General features: G+C 52.8%; 13 protein-coding genes. 8 read left to right on the top strand and 5 right to left on the bottom strand.

Annotation, left to right across the window (positions count from 1 at the left end):
• Positions 1-340: 340 nt before the first annotated feature.
• Complete coding sequence (locus tag ABXS88_RS11580; RefSeq protein ID WP_353672202.1) at positions 341-529, bottom strand: hypothetical protein; 189 nt, start codon at positions 527-529, stop codon at positions 341-343.
• Complete coding sequence (ndk, locus tag ABXS88_RS11575; RefSeq protein ID WP_353674814.1) at positions 498-947, bottom strand: nucleoside-diphosphate kinase; 450 nt, start codon at positions 945-947, stop codon at positions 498-500. Before ndk ends, ABXS88_RS11580 begins: the two co-directional genes overlap by 32 nt.
• Positions 948-1,200: 253 nt before the next feature.
• Here ndk and ABXS88_RS11570 point away from each other — a divergent pair, with 253 nt between their 5' ends.
• The 6 genes from ABXS88_RS11570 to ABXS88_RS11545 all read left to right on the top strand — a co-directional run bounded on the left by ABXS88_RS11570 (position 1,201) and on the right by ABXS88_RS11545 (position 6,948).
• The gene (locus ABXS88_RS11570; RefSeq protein ID WP_353674813.1) at positions 1,201-2,673 is read left to right on the top strand and encodes a circularly permuted type 2 ATP-grasp protein; all 1,473 of its coding nucleotides are present in this window, start codon (positions 1,201-1,203) and stop codon (positions 2,671-2,673) included.
• Positions 2,674-2,686: 13 nt separating this feature from the next.
• The gene (locus tag ABXS88_RS11565) at positions 2,687-3,634 is read left to right on the top strand and encodes an alpha-E domain-containing protein (RefSeq protein ID WP_353672201.1); all 948 of its coding nucleotides are present in this window, start codon (positions 2,687-2,689) and stop codon (positions 3,632-3,634) included.
• A gap of 1 nt (position 3,635) precedes the next feature.
• Positions 3,636-4,508, top strand: coding sequence for a transglutaminase family protein (locus ABXS88_RS11560; RefSeq protein WP_353672200.1), 873 nt, complete (start codon positions 3,636-3,638; stop codon positions 4,506-4,508).
• A gap of 173 nt (positions 4,509-4,681) precedes the next feature.
• Positions 4,682-5,098 (top strand): DM13 domain-containing protein, encoded by a 417-nt coding sequence (locus tag ABXS88_RS11555; RefSeq protein WP_353672199.1) that lies wholly within the window; start codon positions 4,682-4,684, stop codon positions 5,096-5,098.
• Between the two features lie 51 nt (positions 5,099-5,149).
• A complete protein-coding gene (locus ABXS88_RS11550) occupies positions 5,150-5,788 on the top strand; it encodes a DUF2301 domain-containing membrane protein (RefSeq protein ID WP_353672198.1) in 639 nt (212 codons plus the stop codon).
• Positions 5,789-5,790: 2 nt separating this feature from the next.
• Positions 5,791-6,948 (top strand): aminotransferase class V-fold PLP-dependent enzyme, encoded by a 1,158-nt coding sequence (locus tag ABXS88_RS11545; RefSeq protein ID WP_353672197.1) that lies wholly within the window; start codon positions 5,791-5,793, stop codon positions 6,946-6,948.
• 22 nt (positions 6,949-6,970) lie between these two features.
• Here ABXS88_RS11545 and ppk1 read toward each other — a convergent pair whose 3' ends face one another.
• Positions 6,971-9,127, bottom strand: a complete 2,157-nt coding sequence (gene ppk1, locus ABXS88_RS11540; RefSeq protein WP_353672196.1) for a polyphosphate kinase 1 — start codon at positions 9,125-9,127, stop codon at positions 6,971-6,973.
• A 226-nt stretch (positions 9,128-9,353) separates the two neighbouring features.
• Between ppk1 and ABXS88_RS11535 the strand changes: the two genes are divergently transcribed.
• Both ABXS88_RS11535 and ABXS88_RS11530 read left to right on the top strand, forming a co-directional pair.
• Entirely contained in the window at positions 9,354-9,494 is a 141-nt protein-coding gene (locus ABXS88_RS11535) for a hypothetical protein (protein ID WP_353672195.1), read from the top strand.
• Positions 9,495-9,496: 2 nt separating this feature from the next.
• Positions 9,497-11,107, top strand: coding sequence for an MFS transporter (locus ABXS88_RS11530; RefSeq protein WP_353672194.1), 1,611 nt, complete (start codon positions 9,497-9,499; stop codon positions 11,105-11,107).
• A gap of 9 nt (positions 11,108-11,116) precedes the next feature.
• Here ABXS88_RS11530 and ABXS88_RS11525 read toward each other — a convergent pair whose 3' ends face one another.
• Together ABXS88_RS11525 and ABXS88_RS11520 are read right to left on the bottom strand one after the other, a co-directional pair.
• Positions 11,117-12,718: a response regulator gene (locus tag ABXS88_RS11525; RefSeq protein WP_353672193.1), complete on the bottom strand. Its 1,602-nt coding sequence runs from the start codon at positions 12,716-12,718 to the stop codon at positions 11,117-11,119.
• A 21-nt stretch (positions 12,719-12,739) separates the two neighbouring features.
• On the bottom strand, positions 12,740-18,364 hold the full coding sequence (locus ABXS88_RS11520; protein WP_353672192.1) for a PAS domain S-box protein: 5,625 nt from the start codon (positions 18,362-18,364) through the stop codon (positions 12,740-12,742).
• Positions 18,365-18,388: the final 24 nt, after the last annotated feature.

Here is an 18,388-nt window from a genome sequence, read left to right as displayed (position 1 = left end):
ACCTCAATAGGTTTCTGTCGTCTGTGAGAGCGATGAGTAAGCATTTATTGGAACTATCTACAGTCTTAAGATGAGGTACATTTCTCACCGTATAAAAATCAAAAAATTTATCTATAACCAGAAGTTTAAAGTGAAACAAAAAAGCCATAAAATAGCGAAGCAAACGACATAATGCTATTCGCTTATAGATGATATTGCTTGTTTCCTAAATCGCCTGTAAGTACTTTCTACTTAAGATGTATTGAGAATAACAAGAACATGAGTCTTTCGCAATTATTTGTAAAGATACTTAAAATTATTATCAAATAAGGAGGTCTAGCTACCATCGGCTTCATGTAAGCTAAACCCCCAGAGGGCCTTGGTCATAGAGGGTTCTAAAGACCTTAAAGGCCTGTCTCTGGGCCGCCTTGCCATAGATTGGCTCATTGCGACTCAGATTCCAGGCCATAACTATCTCTTCATCCTCTTCTAGGGCAAAGCCCATCAGATAACTGAAGTTACTCGTACAACCAAGGCGCAATCGTTGCATCCCAGGGAGCTAATTCCGTTTCGCTAAACCAGAGGGCAATTTCCCGTTGGGCCGTTTCAATGGCATCAGAACCATGGATAATATTGCGTCCGACGGCAACCCCAAAATCTCCCCGAATGGTACCGGGCACAGCGGCGTGGGGATTGGTGGCCCCAATCATTTGGCGAGAGGTAACAACCACGTTTTCTCCTTCCCAGACCATGGCCACTACAGGGGAAGAGCAGATAAACTCCACCAGGCCAGGAAAAAAGGGCTTATCTTTCAGGGATTCGTAATGTTTTTCCGCCAGTTCTTTGCTAACTGCCATGAGCTTGAGGCCGACTAACTTAAAGCCCTTCGTTTCAAAACGACGGATAATTTCGCCGACCAGATTCCGCTGAACTCCGTCGGGTTTGACCATAATAAATGTGCGTTCCAAATTAGTCTCCTCGTTGCTAGGGTGGATTTGAACAAACGCATTGTACCACCCTTGGGCCAAGGGCCAGCGGACGGGAAACGGGGGACGAGAACGGGTGGCGGCGGGATAAAAGTATCCCAAGTTACTTTTTTTTGGGGCCCTTGGCCTGACCCTAAGGACAGTGTTGTCAATACGCCGAGAATCTTTCCTGACGTCGAGCCGAGGGGCCATGGATGAGGATAGGTTAGGGTTCCGGTTAACAGGAGGCCTGGTTGTGCAGATCAATAATTATGATCCCGAAGATTTTTACGATGAACTCTTTTTGGCCCCTGGTCAACCCCGGCCCCATCTAGCAGCTTTAATTCAAGGCATCCAAAATATTAGCCTGCAACAGCTCCAGCAGTATCAACAGGCCGCCCAGATCGCCCTGTTTAGGTTAGGCGTGACCTTTAATGTCTATAGCGACCAGCGGGGCCTGGAAAGAATTTTTCCCTTTGATATTATTCCCCGCATCATCAGCGCCCAGGAATGGCAAGGGCTGGAAACAGGTCTTAAACAACGGATTCGGGCCCTGAATCTGTTTCTGGCGGATATTTATGGCCCTCAACAGATTCTCAAGGATGGTGCGATTCCGGCGGAAGTCATCCAATCCGCCACAGGCTTCTTAAAACCCTGCATTGGCTTAAAACCAGTCCATAACATCTGGTGCCATATTACGGGTACTGATCTAGTACGAGACCGGGATGGTCAATGGTATGTGCTGGAGGATAATCTACGGGTTCCCTCCGGCATTTCCTACGTGCTGGATAATCGTCGGGTGATGAAGAGTACTTTTCCCGATATTTTCCAGACAATGCGAGTCCGGCCCATTGATGACTATCCCGGTAATTTGCTGGAGACCCTCTTGGGCCTAGCGCCGCCCCATTTACCCAATCCCACGGTGGTTGTCCTGACTCCTGGTATCTACAATTCCGCCTACTACGAGCATTCTTTCCTGGCCCAGCAGATGGGGGTGGAACTGGTGGAGGGCCGGGATTTAGTGGTGGTGGATGGTTACTTGCAAATGAGAACCACCAAGGGCTTGCATCGGGTGGATGTGGTCTATCGCCGTGTCGATGATGATTTTTTAGACCCCCAGGTCTTTCGCCCCGATTCGCTCCTGGGCGTGCCGGGCCTGATGGAGGTCTATCGCCAGGGCCGAGTGGTATTGGCCAATGCACCGGGAACTGGCGTGGCCGATGACAAGGTGGTCTATGCCTACGTTCCTGCCATGATCCGCTACTACCTTGGGGAAGACCCCCTACTGGCCAATGTGCCCACCTACCTCTGTTGGCAAGAAGAAGACCGGCGTTACGTTCTAGACCACCTGGAGAGTTTGGTGGTGAAGGCGGCCAATGAATCCGGCGGCTATGGTATGTTGGTGGGCTCGGCGGCGACCCCGGCGGAGCGCCAGGAATTTGCCCAGCGCATCCAGGCCAATCCCCGCAATTACATTGCCCAACCGATCTTGAGTCTGTCGCGGGTGCCCACGCTAATCGATGACCAAGTGGAGGGCCGCCACGTGGATTTAAGGCCCTATATTCTGCACCGGGGGGAAGATATCTACGTCCATCCCGGTGGACTGACGCGGGTGGCCCTGAAAAAGGGTTCTCTGGTGGTGAATTCCTCTCAGGGGGGCGGCAGTAAAGATACTTGGGTGCTGGCCCCAGACCCGGAGACCTTCCCTATCTACCAACAAAATCAATAGGAAGCGAGGATTTATGCTGAGTCGGGTGGCGGATTCGATCTACTGGTTAAACCGTTATATTGAGCGGGCCGAAAATATTGCCCGTTTTATGGACGTTAATCTCAATCTCATGCTGGATCTCTCCACGGGGATGATCCAACAATGGGAGCCGTTAATTCATACGACAGGCGATCTGGCCCTGTTTCAAAGTCGTTACGGCGCCGTGACGGCGGACAATGTAATCCAATTTTTAACCTTTGATTGGGATTACTCTAACTCCATCGTGGCCTGTTTACAGAGTGCGAGGGAAAATGCCCGCTCGATCCGGGAAATTATTTCCTCGGAGATGTGGGAGGAGGTCAACACCTTTTATTTGATGGTCAAGGAGGCCGCCGAGGGAAAACCCTTTGATGCCCTGCCGGAATTTTTTAATCAGGTCAAAATGGCCAGTCATCGCTTTGCCGGGGTAATGGATGCCACCATGAGCCACAATGAAGGCTGGCACTTTGGCCAACTGGGACGCTTTTTGGAACGGGCAGATAAAACGGCCCGGATTCTAGATGTCAAGTACTATCTACTTCTACCCTCCGCCCGCTGGGTGGGGACGCCCCTCGACCAAATTCAATGGATTTCCCTGCTCAAGTCTGCCAGTGCCTACGAAATGTACCGCAAGTCGCAACACCGGATTTTGCCCAACAGCGTCGCTGAATTTCTGATTCTAAACCGACAGTTTCCCCGCTCTATTCGTTTTTGCCTGGGCCAGGCGGAGCAGTGTCTCCACGCTATTACTCAAACTCCCGCCGGTACCTGGTGCAATGGTGCAGAAAAGTCCCTGGGAAAGCTGTGTAGTCAATTGGGCTATCTCACTATTGAGGACATTGTTAACCTTGGCCTCCATGAATTTCTAGACCAAACCCAACAGGAGATTAATCAGGTGGGAGAGCAGATCTACGCGACCTTTTTTGCCCTAGAGGCCCTGTAACGTGCTCTATTCCATTAGCCACTGGACAACCTATCGTTACAATCAACCCGTCTGGCTCCAGCCCCAACTGGTGCGGCTCCAACCCCGCGGGGATAGTGCCCAGACCCTCCGGGCCTTTTCCCTCCACCTCGACCCGGCCCCTGCGGGCCAATCTCCCTACGATGACCTGGATGGCAATCCCATCACCCGCGTTTGGTTTAACACGAGCACCGAGCAGTTCACTATCCAGACCCTGAGCCAAGTCGAAACCCATCGAACCAATCCCTTTAACTATCTGCTGGAAAGCTGGGCCCTGCGTCTTCCCTGCGATTATCCCAGTCGTCTGTCAGCCCAACTCCAACCCTATCTCCAACCCAGCGGAGTGGCCCTAGACCCCGAGGCCTTGAAATTAGCCCAAGACCTACTGGCGGAGGTTCACTTTGATACGGTGGCATTTCTTGCTGTGCTCACGCAACACCTTTACCAAAACTGTGAGTACCTGACGAGAGAACAGGGAGACCCCTGGCCCGCCGGTGTCACTTGGCGTCGTCGTCAGGGTTCCTGCCGTGACCTGGCTGTCCTCTGGATCGAGGCCTGTCGAGCCGTTGGCCTGGCGGCGCGTTTCGTCAGTGGCTACGAAGAAGGGGTTCCCGACCAAGACCAGTGGCATTTGCACGCCTGGGCAGAAGTCTATTTACCGGGGGCCGGTTGGCGGGGTTATGATCCTACCCATGGCCTGGCAGTGAGTGACCGTCATGTGGCCTTGGTGGCCAGTGCTTATCCCAGTTACACCGCGCCTGTCCTGGGCCAAGTGACCCCTGTTCGGCCCTGGAGTGAAACCGGCCTGGCCATGGTGTCACGATTGGAAACATCTCTAACCATTCAAGGGATGTAGGCCATGGTCAACCGCCCGACGGACTTCAAGACAAGGCCGGAATATCCTCCGCCCCTCATCCAGGCCCGACTCCGCTCCGTATTAGAAGCAATCAGTCGCTTCTGGCCTTGACTCATGCTTTTAGGGACAGGGCCGGGGCGATGCTGGATTTTTCTCAAACCAGGACAAAAACCATGAAACCGATCAAATCCTTCGTATTCTCCAGTCTGCTCATGCTCAGCGCGGGTGTCATTCTCCCCATCCCCAGTATCGCGGCCAGCATTGGCTCCCAAGGCAGTTTTATGCAGGTGGAAAAACCGACTTCCGGCACCGCCAAAATTGTTAAGGAAGGGAATAAGACCTATGTTGAGTTAGGGCCTGATTTTAAAACCTCGACCGATGGCCCTGACCTTAAGGTCATTCTGGCCAAGCCAAGCAAACTCCCTGTCCACCTCAAAGGGATGTCCTACATCAAACTGTCTCCCCTCAAGAATTTTACGGGTAAGCAACGGTATGAAATTCCCGCCACCGTTAATCTGAAGGAGATTAATACCGTCGGGATCTGGTGTGAACAATTTGATGCCACCTTTGGCTTTGCTCCCCTAAAATAGGGTCATCCACGGAGTGGGTGCTCCGTTTGTTGTAAGCAAAGTTGAGGCAAAATGATAACCCCGTCCCCTGTTTACCAGGGCCAATTTGGCGACTTTACCATTGATGACCAAGACCGCCGTGATGTGATTCTCTACCGCACGGGCCTAGGTATGGTGGGGCTGAGTGTCATCCTGGGGACGGGCCTAATCCTGCGACTCCCGCCCACGGGGGGTCTCCTCCAGGCTTTAACTGCCCTCTTTGCCCTGTTTAGTCTAGGACTCGGCCTGAGTTTGTGGAAAATTCATATCTATTTAGTACCTCTTCATCGGCTTCTACAAACCTTCTGGGCCATTGGCACGGCAACGGCCCTGCTCCTGGGCTTGATGCACTCGGAGCCCCTACTGGCCTACGTTTACCACAATCCCTCTAGCCTCTGGGGCCTGGGTTTTAGTTTTGCCGCCTTGACCGGGATCTTTTTCAAAGAGGCCTTTTGTTTTAACCGATTGGAAACCAAGTGCCTCACGCCTCTGCTGCCGATTCTGATTTTGGGCCATCTTTTTCATTGGTTAACCCTTGAAGCAGAACAGATTCTGCTGGCCCTGTTGGCGGGATTACTACTAATTTTCGTCGTCCGCAAGAGTATTCAGCCGATTCCGCCCGATATTGGCGATAAATCGGTCTTTACCTACCTCAAGCAACGGCAAGCCTAACCATGGGACAGCGGCCCATCTACCTCGATAACCAGGCCACAACCCCCCTCGATCCCCGCGTGTTGACGGCCATGTTGCCCTATTTTCAAAAGAACTTCGGCAATCCAGGCAGTCAACACCGCTACGGCTGGGAGGCCGCGGCCGCAGTGAAACAGGCCAGAGAAATCCTGGCGGCGGCTATCCAGGCCCAACCGGAGGAAATTATTTTCACCAGCGGGGCCACCGAAGCCAATAACCTGGCCCTGAAGGGAGTCGCGGAGGCCTATTTGGGTCGGGGCAAACATCTCGTTACTGTCCAGACGGAGCATTCAGCCGTTTTAGAGCCCTGTCGCTACCTGGAATCTCTGGGATTTGAGGTGACCTACTTGCCGGTACAGGATAATGGCAGCTTGGATCTAGCGCAACTCCAGGCCACTCTGCAGAAGGATACTCTGCTGGTGTCGGTGATGGCTGCTAATAACGAAATTGGTGTGCTTCAACCCCTGGCGGAGATTGGTCGCCTGTGTCGTCAGCGGGGTGTTTTGTTTCATACCGATGCGGCCCAGGCCCTGGGGAAAATTCCCCTGGATGTTGAGCAAATGTCGATTGATCTCCTATCGATCACGGCCCATAAACTCTATGGTCCTAAGGGCATTGGGGCCCTCTACCGGCGTCAGCGCTCTCCCCATGTTAGCTTGGCCCCCCAACTCCACGGCGGTGGTCAAGAACAAGGGCTGCGGGCGGGCACGCTTTTTGTCCCCCAAATTGTCGGTTTTGGCCAGGCGGTGGCCCTGGCCCTGGCCGAGCAAAGCACGGAGATCCCCCGTCAACGGGCCCTGCGGGAGCGGTTGTGGCAGGGCCTGCAATCCCTAGGGGGAATTTATCTCAATGGGGATACCGAAGCGCGTTTAGCCGGCAACTTGAATGTCGGTATCGCAGGGGTTAAGGGAACTAGTTTATTGTTGGCCCTCCAGCCCTACCTGGCCCTTTCCTCGGGATCCGCCTGTTCTGCTAGCAATCCCCGGCCCTCCCATGTACTCATGGCCCTAGGTCGAGAGGAGTCCTTGGCGCGGGCTTCTTTGCGCTTTGGCCTAGGACGATTTACCACCGAAGCCGAGATTGACCAGGCCCTTGAGATTTTACAGAAAACCATTCTGGCCCTGCGCCAGGATAATGTTTAGCGTCCAGCAAAAATGGACTTACCTAAATTTCTCCGTTTAGGGCATGGTGACTGGCCTGGGCCATGAAAATATCCTGGGCGCTATGGGCCTGCTCGTTGGCCTGGGGCCGGCGTTGGAGGTAGGAACCATCGGGTTGGAGTTCCCAGGCATGGCGGTTATCGGCCAGTAAAATACCGAGGATTTCCTGGAGTTCCTGCATAATGGCAGGGTCTTCGATGGGGACAATTGCTTCGACCCGACGACTGAGGTTACGGCCCATCCAGTCGGCACTACCGATATAGACCTCTTCTTGGCCGTCGTTATGGAAATAGTAGATACGGGAATGCTCTAGGAAGCGACCGACAACACTAATCACGCGAATATTCTCACTGATGCCGGGCAGGCCAGGTCGCAGACAGCAGATACCCCGAACAATCAGGTCGATTTTCACCCCCGCCTGGGCGGCCTGATACAAACTACGAATCACGGGCGCATCTACCAAGGCATTCATTTTGGCCACGATCCGGCCGGTGCGGCCATTACGGCAATGCTCGGCTTCTCGGTTGATCATTTCGATCATGCGTTCTCGCATATTGACTGGGGCCACCAGCAGTTTGCGATAAGCTGTTTGGCGAGAGTAGCCGGTCAAGTAGTTAAACAGATTGGTGAGGTCGTCCCCCAATGCCTCCCGACAACTCAAGAGGCCCAGATCGGTGTAAAGTTTAGCGGTTTTGGGATTGTAATTACCCGTACCAATGTGAACGTAGCGCCGGAGATTTTTGCCTTCCTGGCGTACCACCAGCATGGTCTTGGTGTGGGTTTTCAGGCCCACCAGGCCATAGACAACGTGAACTCCCGCCTGCTCTAGTTTACGGGCCCAGGTAATGTTATTTTCCTCATCAAAGCGAGCTTTGAGTTCCACCAGGACCGCCACTTGCTTGCCGTTTTCAGCGGCAGAAATTAGGGCATTGATAATGGGAGAATCCCCTGAGGTGCGATAGAGGGTCATTTTGATAGTCAGAACATCTGGGTCGTGGGCGGCCTGGGTGATGAACTGTTGGACAGAGGCCGCAAAGGAATGGTAAGGGTGATGGACTAAAATATCGCCATTGCGGATTAGGGTAAAAATATCGGAGCCTTCCTGTTGAATTTCACCGTCTTCATCGCCATCGACAATTTCCTTAACGCGCTTGAGGAAGACGGGAACCACGGGCGACCAGGGCGTATCCTTCAGGTGGGGACAGGGCAGGGAGAGGAAAAAGAACAAATCCTTCAGACCCAGCAGGCCATCAATGTCATAAACGTCAATTTCTGCCAGGCCGAGATCCCCCATTAATCGCTCCCGGATAGCCTGGGGCGTTGAGGCATGGATTTCCAGACGCACCGCTGATTTACCCACCCGTCGTTTGCGCAATTCCTGTTCAATGGCCAGCAGGAGGTCATCGGCTTCATCTTCTTCAACGGAAAGATCCGCGTTGCGAGTCACGCGAAAGGGATGACATTCCTGGATGATCATTCCCGGAAACAGGGCCTCTAGGTTATGGGCAATCACTTGCTCTAGGGGAACACCGCTCCAAACCCAGTGGGGGTCGCCCTTGGGCCGGCAAATTTCTGCGGGCAGGGAAACAAAACGCGGCAGAATTTTAGGCACCTTGACCCGCGCAAAAAGTTCTTCATCGGTTTCTGGATCGCGCACCACCACCGCCAGATTAAGGCTGAGATTGGAAATGTAGGGAAAGGGATGGCTCGGATCGACGGCTAGAGGGGTCAATACTGGAAAAATATGGTCTTTGAAAAAGCGATGCAGGTAATGGCGTTCTTCTTGGTTGAGGTCAACGTAGTGGGTCAGGTGGATTCCCTGCTGCACTAGTTCCGACTTCAGGCTTAATTCAAACACCTGTTCCTGTTGTTTGAGCAGGGGGCGCAGGGCCTCACTAATCTCCTGAAGTTGCAGGGCTGGGGTGCGGCCATCGGGAGGCAATTTGGAAACGTTGGCTTCTAGTTGTTGCTTGAGGACGGCCACCCGCACCATGAAAAACTCATCTAGATTGGAACTAAAAATGGCTAAAAACTTGAGACGCTCCAGCAAAGGTGTGCGCTCATCCATCCCCTCCGCTAAGACTCGGTAGTTAAAGGCCAACCAACTTAACTCACGATTGAAATAGTATTGGGGGTCTTGGAGGTCTGGAGTTTGAGTCATGGCTTTGGAGAAAAATGCCGTCGGGGCAAAACTTTCCCCAATCTTACCCCAAGCCCCTCCAGCAACGATTATGTCCAGGTTAAGACTCCCACCCGCTCAAAGATACTTACGCTAAATGTTATTAAGCAAACCTACCTAGCCGTAAAGGAGACGATACACTTAAAACTTGAAAAATTCTAATTTCTTGTTCTTCCTTATCTTGCATTTCCCAAGGGGTTAGCTTTTTATGTCAGACCTAAACCGTGGCATCATGAAATTTGACGGGGCCGATAAGCCTGTCCTGGTCATTGTTTCCGCTATTCTTGTCCTCGGCAGTATCGGGGCCTTAATTATCTGGGCCTTAAAAGTGGCCTACGTGGTGGGCTAACCATGGCATCCCTGTCCCCGGAAAAACTCCATTTCAGTACCAAATTGGCCTATGGGGCCGGGGATTTTGGCCCTGCCGTTACCGCCAATATCCTAGTTTTTTATCTGCTCTTCTTTCTCACCGATGTGGCTGGCCTGCCAGCGGGCCTGGCCGGAAGTGTGCTGATGATCGGCAAAATTTTCGATGCGGTGAATGATCCTATCGTTGGTCTATGGAGTGATCGCCTGCAAACCCCCTGGGGCCGCCGTTTGCCCTGGATGCTGGCGGGTATTGTTCCCTTCGTTTTGCTCTATCTGGCCCAGTGGCTCATTCCCCACTTCAGCTCTGAAGCCAGCGTCAATCAATGGGGCCTATTTGCCTACTACACCGCCGTTGGCATTGGCTTTAACTTGGCCTATACCATGGTCAATCTTCCTTACACGGCCATGACCCCGGAGTTGACCCAGGACTATAACGAGCGGACTCGCCTGAACAGTTTTCGCTTTGCCTTTTCCATTGGCGGTAGTATTCTTTCCCTGATTCTCTATATCCTGATTGCCCGGAGCTTACCCAACCAACCCAAGGCCCAATTCTGGCAACTAGGGATCATGTGTGCGGTACTCTCCACCGTGGCCCTCCTCTGGTGTGCCCTGCGTTTGCAAGAACGGGGCTACCAGGCCATTCTGGAACCGCGTCTGCGTCGTCGTTTGGGTCAAGGGTTACTGTTCACGGGTTTAGCTCTGGCGGGGGTTGGCCTGGCCCATGGCTTGATCATCGGGAACCTAGATCACCTCGTCTTTTTTCTGCTTCTGCTCGGAGCCATGGTCGGGGCCTTTGGCTATACGCTGACGGACATTAAAACCGAGTTCCATCTGCTGAAAACCAAAAACCACCAGGGGTCAACGGTCAGTGCCGAGGCCTTACCCCTGCTGGCCCAACTCAAAATTGCCTTTGCTAACCGGGCTTTTTTGTTTGTGATTGGTATTTACCTCTGCTCCTGGTTAGCCGTTCAACTCACCGCTTCGATCCTGGTGTACTACGTTGTTAGTTGGATGCGTCTCAGTGAAGAGCAATCGGGGACGGTGGCCCTGGCCGTTCAGGGCACGGCTTTGCTGATGCTCTTTTTCTGGCAATTCCTCTGTCAGCGCTGGGATAAAAAGGTGGTTTATGTACTGGGGATGCTGGTGTGGTTGGGGGCCCAGACGGGTTTATGGCTCCTGCAACCGGGGCAAATCACTGCTATGTATCTGTTGGCCATTTTGGCGGGTTTTGGTGTATCCGTGGCCTACCTGATTCCCTGGTCGATGATTCCCGATGTGGTGGATTGGGATGAACTGCAAACGGGCCAAAGACGGGAAGGGGTTTTCTATGCTTTTATGGTTCTTTTGCAAAAAATTGGGCTGGCCCTGGGTCTCTTTTTAGTGGGTATCACCTTAGAAGCCGCCGGGTTTATTCCCCGCATTCCCGGAGAAGCGATTCCTGTCCAGCCGGATAGTGCCCTCTGGGCAATTCGGTTTGCCGTGGCTCCCCTGCCAGCGGTTTTCCTCCTGTTCGGGATTGTGCTTGCGGCCTATTATCCCATTACCCGTGAACGCCACGCAGAAATTAGAACGGCCCTGAGCCGTCGGGCCTAGAGCAAAAGATTATGAGTGACCGTGAGCCAGCCAGGCCTGAATAGTTTTCTCCAATTGCTTGAGTCGCACGGGTTTACTAAGGTACTCATCGGCTCCGGCCGCCAAACAACGTTCTCGATCTCCCTCCGCGGCCAGGGCCGTTAGGGCAATGATCGGCGTTTCCTGCAGAGCTTCCTGCTGACGGATTTGCCGTATGGCTTCTAGCCCATCCATTCCCGGCATTTGTATATCCATCAAGATTAGATGGGGATGATGGGCCAGGGCCAGTTCGATGGCTTCGCGCCCATCGTTGGCACAGAGTAGACGATAACCTTTAACCTCTAAATAGCTGGAAATTGTAATTACATTAGCTGGCTCATCTTCCACCAGCAAAATTAAAGCGGCTGACGGTCTCAAAGAGGGGCTCGTCTCAGGGATAACACGACCCGTCCCATTGGCGTAGGAGAAATCCTGAGCGTGGGGAGAGGAATCGGGCTTCGGCTCATAGGGCAGATCAACCGTGAAACAACTACCGGCCCCTAATTCACTGACGAGACCCACGTGACCTCCGTGGAGTTCCACAATCTGCTTCACGAGGGCTAGCCCCAAGCCCGTGCCATTGTATTGCCGGTTGAGAGCACTGTCAATTTGAACAAAAGGTTTAAATAATTTGACCATATTTTCCGGCGCAATGCCAATGCCTGTATCGGTGATGGCAAAGCGGAGATAGGCCGGTTCATTCTTTTCTGGGGGTAAAACCGAAAGAGCTAGGGTCACGGTGCCCCCCTCAGGGGTGAACTTCACCGCATTGGTCAACAAATTTAATAAAACCTGCCGCAGACGGATTTCATCAGCCCATATGTCAGATAGGTCGGAGGGAATATCAGTTTGCAGTTGGATATTTTTTTTGAGAGCTGGCTGTTTGATAAAAGTTAAGGCTGATTGACACAAAGATTCTATTGAAGTGCTACCGTAGTCGAGGGTGATTTTCCCCGCCTCAATTTTGGCTACATCCAGAATGTCATTAATCAGGGAAAGTAAATGATTCGCACTACTTTCAACAGTGCGCAGGGCCTTGAGTTGCTTTTCGTTAATGAGGCCAAAAATACCTTCCTGGAGGCCTTCCGTCATACCCAAAATCGCATTTAAGGGAGTCCGCAGTTCGTGACTCATATTGGCTAGAAATTCGTCTTTCAGGTGGGTGGCTCGTGAGAGTTCCTGATTTGTCTGTTGGAGTTCGTTGTAGAGTTGTTGCATCGTTAGGTGGCTTTTGAGGCGTGCTTTCACGACGGGGGGACTAAAGGGCTTGATAATATAGTCCACTGCCCCTAGTTCAAAGCCCTTGGATTCATGGCCCGCTTCCCCCAGGGCCGTGACAAAGATGACCGGAATGGCCTGAGTCTGGAAATCTTGCTTAAGTTGGGTACAGACTTCGTAGCCATCCATACCCGGCATAATGACATCGAGAATAATCAGATCAGGGGGCGGGATTTTCCGAGCCAACTGCAGGGCCTTTTCCCCCGTTGTTGCCACCACCACGGCATAATCCGTCTTCAAAATCTCCATCAGCATCTGGAGGTTATCGGGACTGTCATCGACAATCAAGACTTTGGGTTTGGGGGTGGTAGACATTGGCTATAGGGTATCCATAAATTATCGTTTATCGGTCTTTAAATCTGTTACTAGTGATTGTATAAGGGTATGAGCAGTATCCGTATCAAACTCGGCTAGATGACCGGCGATCACCTGTAGGTGCTCCTGCAGGACAGGGTCATACCGGTGTTGGCGGAGGTGGTCAAGGCGAGCGATGCCTTCGGGCAAATCTGTTTCGAGGAGATCTGAAATCTCAGTCAAAACCGACAGTACCTCCGAGAGACTGATGGTCGGACTCGATCCCTCGGAACTAACCGCATCATCCCCTTGATCCAGAACCGTGGCCAGGGCCCTCAGGAGATCTTGGAGGCGAGATGCCAAGTTGAGCACCGACGTCGCCAGGGAGCTAAGGGGGATGGCGTCATTCCTTAAATTGGCTTCTAGGGAACTGGCCTGGTCAAATAAGTCCTCGGCACCAATATTACCGGCGGAGCCTTTGAGGGTATGAACCAAGTAGGCCAGTTGCTCCCGATCCGCAACAGCGAGGGCCGTTTGTAGCGCTTCCGGCGTGGGGTGATGACTTTGGCAAAAGCGATGTAAAAGACGTTCATAGACCGCCGAATCCCCGCCAACTCTTGCCAAGCCCGTGGCCACCGCCAGGCCGGGCACGGTGAAGGGCAGGGCCGCTGGCTGGTCGGGGACAGGGGCAGAAAGCAGATCTTCCCAGGTGGTTTCGGGGGCAATCCACTTAACCAGGATATGGAACAAGACTTGGGGATCAATGGGTTTGGCAATATGATCGTTCATGCCAGCCGCCAGGCTCTTGGCCCGATCCGTCTTCATGGCATGGGCTGTCATGGCGATAATAGGCACCGTCGCAAAATACTCCTGCTCCAAGTTGCCCACCTCAACACTCAGATTGCGAATCCGACGAGTAGTGCTCAGGCCGTCCAAGTTGGGCATTTGAATATCCATCAGGATGGCCTGGTAACGATGGGCTTGGACTTTTGCCAGGGCAATTTCCCCCGATGCGGCGAGATCAACCTGAATCCCCACACTTGCCAATAATTCCTGGGCAATCAGTTGGTTAACCTCATTATCTTCAACGACCAATACCGAGGCCCCCTGCAAGACCGTTTTGTACTGGTCGGTACTCACGTCCTCGGCTTGTTTAGGCGGGTTAGGGGGAGCATAACCAAAGCTTCCCAGGATAGCGTTGTATAACTGAGAGCGATTGAAGGGCTTCGGTAAAAGGATGTTAATGCCGAGCTCGGTCAGTTGTTGCCGAATCACTTCCTGATGATAGGCCGTTACCATCAAAATATGGGGCAGAGCGGATAAATTGGGGTCGGATTTGATCTGACGAATGGTTTGGAGACCATCCATTTCGGGCATCGACCAATCAATCAGAGCTAGTTGGTAGGGGTCATCGTGGGCCTGACGCAGATAGGCCAGGGCCTCGGCCCCAGAACTGGCCGTGGTGACCCGAAAAGAAAAGGAGGTTAAGATATGCTCTAAGGTATCTCGGGTGAGGGGATTGTCATCGACGACCAAAGACCTGAGGCCCTCTAAATCGGGCAAGACTGCGACGGCCGGGAGCAGCTGGGATGAGGGAATGTAACCCAAGGTCACCTCAAAATAGAAACAACTACCCCGGTTCACTTCACTTTCGACACCGAGCGTTCCCCCCATTAAGGTCACTAGACGCTTGCATATAGACAGGCCCAGGCCCGTGCCGCTGTATTTGCGGGTAATAGACAGGTCGGCTTGGGTAAAGGCTTGGAACAGCTTGGTGATTTGCTCTGGAGCAATGCCAATGCCCGTATCTTGGATCTCAAATCGGAGTTTAACCGTATCTGGGCCAGCGGTGATGACGGTAATCGAAACCCGCACCCCTCCCACTTCTGTAAATTTGATGCCATTGCCAATTAGGTTCATTAGCACTTGGCGTAACCGCAGAGAATCGCCAATTAATTGTTGCGGGACTTCTTTGTCTACTTGGAACACTAACTCTATCCCTTTCTCCAGGGCCTTGAGGGCCAGGATATTGGTGAGCTGGTTTAAAACTTCATCGAGGTCAAAGGGAATGCATTCCAGCTCCAGTTTGCCGGCTTCAATTTTAGAGAGGTCTAAAATATCATTGATAATTTGTAAAAGCGACTGGGCCGCGACTCGGATTTTGCTGAGATACCCCTGTTGGGGGTCTGGCGGCTCGGCCTGGAGGGCCAGATAGGTCAGGCCCAGGATGGCATTCATCGGGGTACGAATCTCATGGCTCATCAGGGCCAAAAATTCACTTTTGGCCCGGTTGGCATATTCGGCCGCCTCTTTGGCCGCCTGCAAGGCCTGTGCCGCCTGTTTTTGTTCCGTCACGTCGTAGTTAACGCCAATCATCCGTTGGGGTTGCCCCTGGGCATCGCGGTTCACCACACCATAGGCCTTGATATAACGGAGGTTCCCATCGGGATGTAGCACTCGAAACTCGGGGTCGTAGTCTTTTTCCCCGGCTAATGCCTGCTGAATGGCCTGATGAGTGCGGGGTTGGTCTTCGGGATGAACCCGGCTTAACCAGGCCTGATAAATGTTGTCAAATTGATGAGGGACAATACCATACAGTTCGTACATCGAATTATCCCAGGTCAGGTTATCGTGGCTAATATCCCAATCCCAAATGCCAATGGTGCCGGACTTGGCTGCTAATTCTAGACGGGTGGAGAGTTGCTGGCGTTCGACCTCGGCCTGTTTACGATCACTGATGTCGAGTACAACACACACACAGCGACTATCACGTTCAGAGAACATGGCAATGCCGAGCAAGACCGCGACACGACTGCCATCTGGACGCAGGTACTCTTTCTCCCACGGTGAAATCTCGCCGTAGCGTTGTAGGTGGGCCATCACCTGCTGGTCGGCTTCTAGATATTCTGGGGGAGTCATCTCTGCCCAATTGATGCGATGGGCTTCTAGGTCAGCGCGACTACGGCCAATGATCTGCAGAAAACGATCGTTCGCATCCATGATTTGACCGCTAAAGTCGGTAAACATCATCCCTACCACGTTGGACGCAAACACTCGCCGGAATCGAGTTTCACTCTCTTTCAGGGCCAGTTCGGCCGCTTTGCGAGCACTAATATCCTGGCAGACGCAGATCAAGATATTGTCCCCCGAAATAGTTAGGGATAACTGCTCAGGAAAAGTGGTGCCATCTTTGCGGGTGGCGGTGACTTCTCCTTGCCAGGACTGGTGGGCTAATAACGAGGGGTTTACTTCTCGATCGAAACGCTCTAGCTCCTCAGGCCCATACAAAATGTGCCAACTGTGTCCAATTAGCTCTTCTGCCTGCTCATAACCAAACATTTTCACGTGGGCAGAATTGAGATACAGGAAATGGTCATCCTGAAGAATGGCAATCCCGTCCACCGCCGCCTCGATTGCCGCTAACTGGGTTCGTAAGCTATTTTCAGCGTTTTTCCGTTCGGTAATATCCTGAGACGTTCCCAGAACGCCGACCACCTCCCCTGCCAGATTACGGAGAGGCAATTTATTCGTCTCCGCCCAGTGGATCTGATTGTCGGATTTGCTAACGGTTTCGATGATGCCCAGTTTGGCCTCGCCCCCTTCCATAACCATGCAATCGTCGGCACGATAGGCTTTGGCTTCTGTCGCTCCCCAGAGCAGATCAAAGTCATTTTTACCGATTAATTCTGCAACAGAACTGAGACCTGCATCCTGGAGAAAGCGTCGATTGGCCCCTAAATAGTTAGACGCGCGATCCTTCCAAAAAACGGCAATGGGAACGGTATCCAGAACCATTTGCAGGAATTGCTGAGACTCCCGCAGGGCCAGTTCAATCTGTTTGCGCTCAGTGATGTCACGAAAAATCCCCTGTACCAGGACTTCTCCCTTCAGGTTAATCACACTGGCCGTAATATCCACCGGCACCGTTCCGCCATCGCGCCGACGGCAGGTGATATCCAGAACTTGGGTGCGTTGTTGTTGAGTAATTTCGGCAAACGTACTGCCCACCCGCTCGAGTTCTTCCGGGGGGTGCAATTGGGTCACCTGCAAGGTTGTCAGCTCTGCCAGAGGATAGCCCAACAACAGTTCTGCTTTCTGGTTCGCTTCTAGAATGTTGCCCTGAAGATCGGTCAACAAAATGGCATCGGCGGCCTCTTCCAGCAAGCCCCGGTAGCGAGCTTCCCGTTCCGCCAGTTCGGCAGTGCGCTGGGTCACTCGGTCTTCCAATTCAATATTGAGTTGTTCCAGCGCTTGGGCGGTCAGCAGTCGTTCTAGTTCGGCCTGCCGCTGTTGGGTAATGTCTTGCACCGTTCCCTGAGAGAGCAGGGGAGTGCCCTCAGCACTGTAACGGGTTTCGCACTGCTCACGCACATATTTGATACGACCATCAGCCATTTTCAGGCGATGTACCAGATTGTAGGGTTGGTGATTGTTCAAATGATTTTCATAGACTGTATTGACCACCGGGCGATCCTCGGGATGCACCAAATCGAGAAAGGCTTCGTAGGAGGCCCCAAATTGCTGCGGATCGATCTCGAAGATGCGAAAAACCTCCTCCGACCAATAGAGGTGATTCTGTCGATGATCCAGTTCCCAGTTGCCTAAATGGGCAATGCGTTGAGCCTCTTGTAAGCGTTGGGTGAGCTGACGTAGTTGGGCTTCTCTTTGTTGGCGCTCTTGCAACTCCAATTGCAGTTGTTCATAGGTTGAGGCTTGCTGGATGGCGATCGCCAACTGCGTGGCGAGGTTGCGGAGTAGATCCACTTCGTCCGCCTGCCAATCCCTTGCGCTATGACTTTCGGAAACACTCAGCAGGCCCCAGAGTTGCTCCCGACAGAAGAGCGGTAGTAGCACCTTGGCGCGAATATGCAGACGAATGAGTAAGGCCCGGTGGCAATCAGCTATCTCCATGGTGTAGATGTCTGGGACGACCCGCACATAGCCCTCGTGGTAGAGATGGGGCACCTCCTGCTGAAAGCAGGTATCGAAAATCCGCACTCCCAGCAGGGATTCGGCTAAATGAGTGGATTCGGCCACCACCACCCCGGCATAGTCCGGCCCAAATTGGCAAATGTAAACGCGATCGCAGTCGATCACTTGATGAATTTGCTCAACAGCAGTCTCTAATATCGTTTGTAGGCTCAGGGAAGCACGAATTTGAGTGGCTAAATGGGCCACGGTTCGTTCTCGTTGCAGTTGTTTCTGGAGGTTCAACAGGGCCGTCGGGTGCAATGCCAGTTGCAGGGTGGCAGGAGTTACCAGGCCCAATAAATGCTCCTGTTCATCCACCACGGGTAAAGGGCGGAGATGGTTTTGCTGGAGTACAGAAAACACTGCTAAGGGATCGGTCATAGTGGATTCCCGCAGGGTCTGTACCGATCTTGTCATTACTTGACCCACCGATATTTCATCAAGGCATTGCTGTTGAGCGCAGAGACGCACCACATCCTGTTCCGTGACAATGCCGATGACCCGCTGGGCGTCGAGGACAACCACACAACTTGCCCGAGCTTCTAGCATCATCTGCTGGGCCTCTGTCGGAGTTGTCGAGTCAACTTCACCATAGGAGCGGGCCCCACTCATCAGAGCGATAGCTTCCCTGACAGTGATTACGGGGGAAACGGCAATCGGCTCACGAATAACGGTATCGGCCAGCGTCAGCTCCATCAAGACCCCCTTTTCTGCTAGTGG

It is taken from the genome of Synechocystis sp. LKSZ1 (genome assembly GCF_040436315.1).
In the GTDB taxonomy this organism is placed as follows: domain Bacteria; phylum Cyanobacteriota; class Cyanobacteriia; order Cyanobacteriales; family Microcystaceae; genus Synechocystis.
The sequence above is the reverse complement of the archived record's forward strand: the minus strand, read 5'-3'. Positions and strand labels throughout refer to the sequence as shown.

Bases quoted from the DNA above. Each gene is read 5' to 3' on its own strand.
- ABXS88_RS11565 (WP_353672201.1), top strand. From the start codon at position 2,687: ATGCTGAGTCGGGTGGCGGATTCGATCTACTGGTTAAACCGTTATATT.
- ABXS88_RS11525 (WP_353672193.1), bottom strand. From the start codon at position 12,718: ATGTCTACCACCCCCAAACCCAAAGTCTTGATTGTCGATGACAGTCCC.
- ABXS88_RS11555 (WP_353672199.1), top strand. From the start codon at position 4,682: ATGAAACCGATCAAATCCTTCGTATTCTCCAGTCTGCTCATGCTCAGC.
- ppk1 (WP_353672196.1), bottom strand. From the start codon at position 9,127: ATGACTCAAACTCCAGACCTCCAAGACCCCCAATACTATTTCAATCGT.
- ABXS88_RS11530 (WP_353672194.1), top strand. From the start codon at position 9,497: ATGGCATCCCTGTCCCCGGAAAAACTCCATTTCAGTACCAAATTGGCC.
- ABXS88_RS11520 (WP_353672192.1), bottom strand. From the start codon at position 18,364: ATGGAGCTGACGCTGGCCGATACCGTTATTCGTGAGCCGATTGCCGTT.
- ABXS88_RS11545 (WP_353672197.1), top strand. From the start codon at position 5,791: ATGGGACAGCGGCCCATCTACCTCGATAACCAGGCCACAACCCCCCTC.
- ABXS88_RS11580 (WP_353672202.1), bottom strand. From the start codon at position 529: ATGCAACGATTGCGCCTTGGTTGTACGAGTAACTTCAGTTATCTGATG.
- ABXS88_RS11550 (WP_353672198.1), top strand. From the start codon at position 5,150: ATGATAACCCCGTCCCCTGTTTACCAGGGCCAATTTGGCGACTTTACC.
- ABXS88_RS11535 (WP_353672195.1), top strand. From the start codon at position 9,354: ATGTCAGACCTAAACCGTGGCATCATGAAATTTGACGGGGCCGATAAG.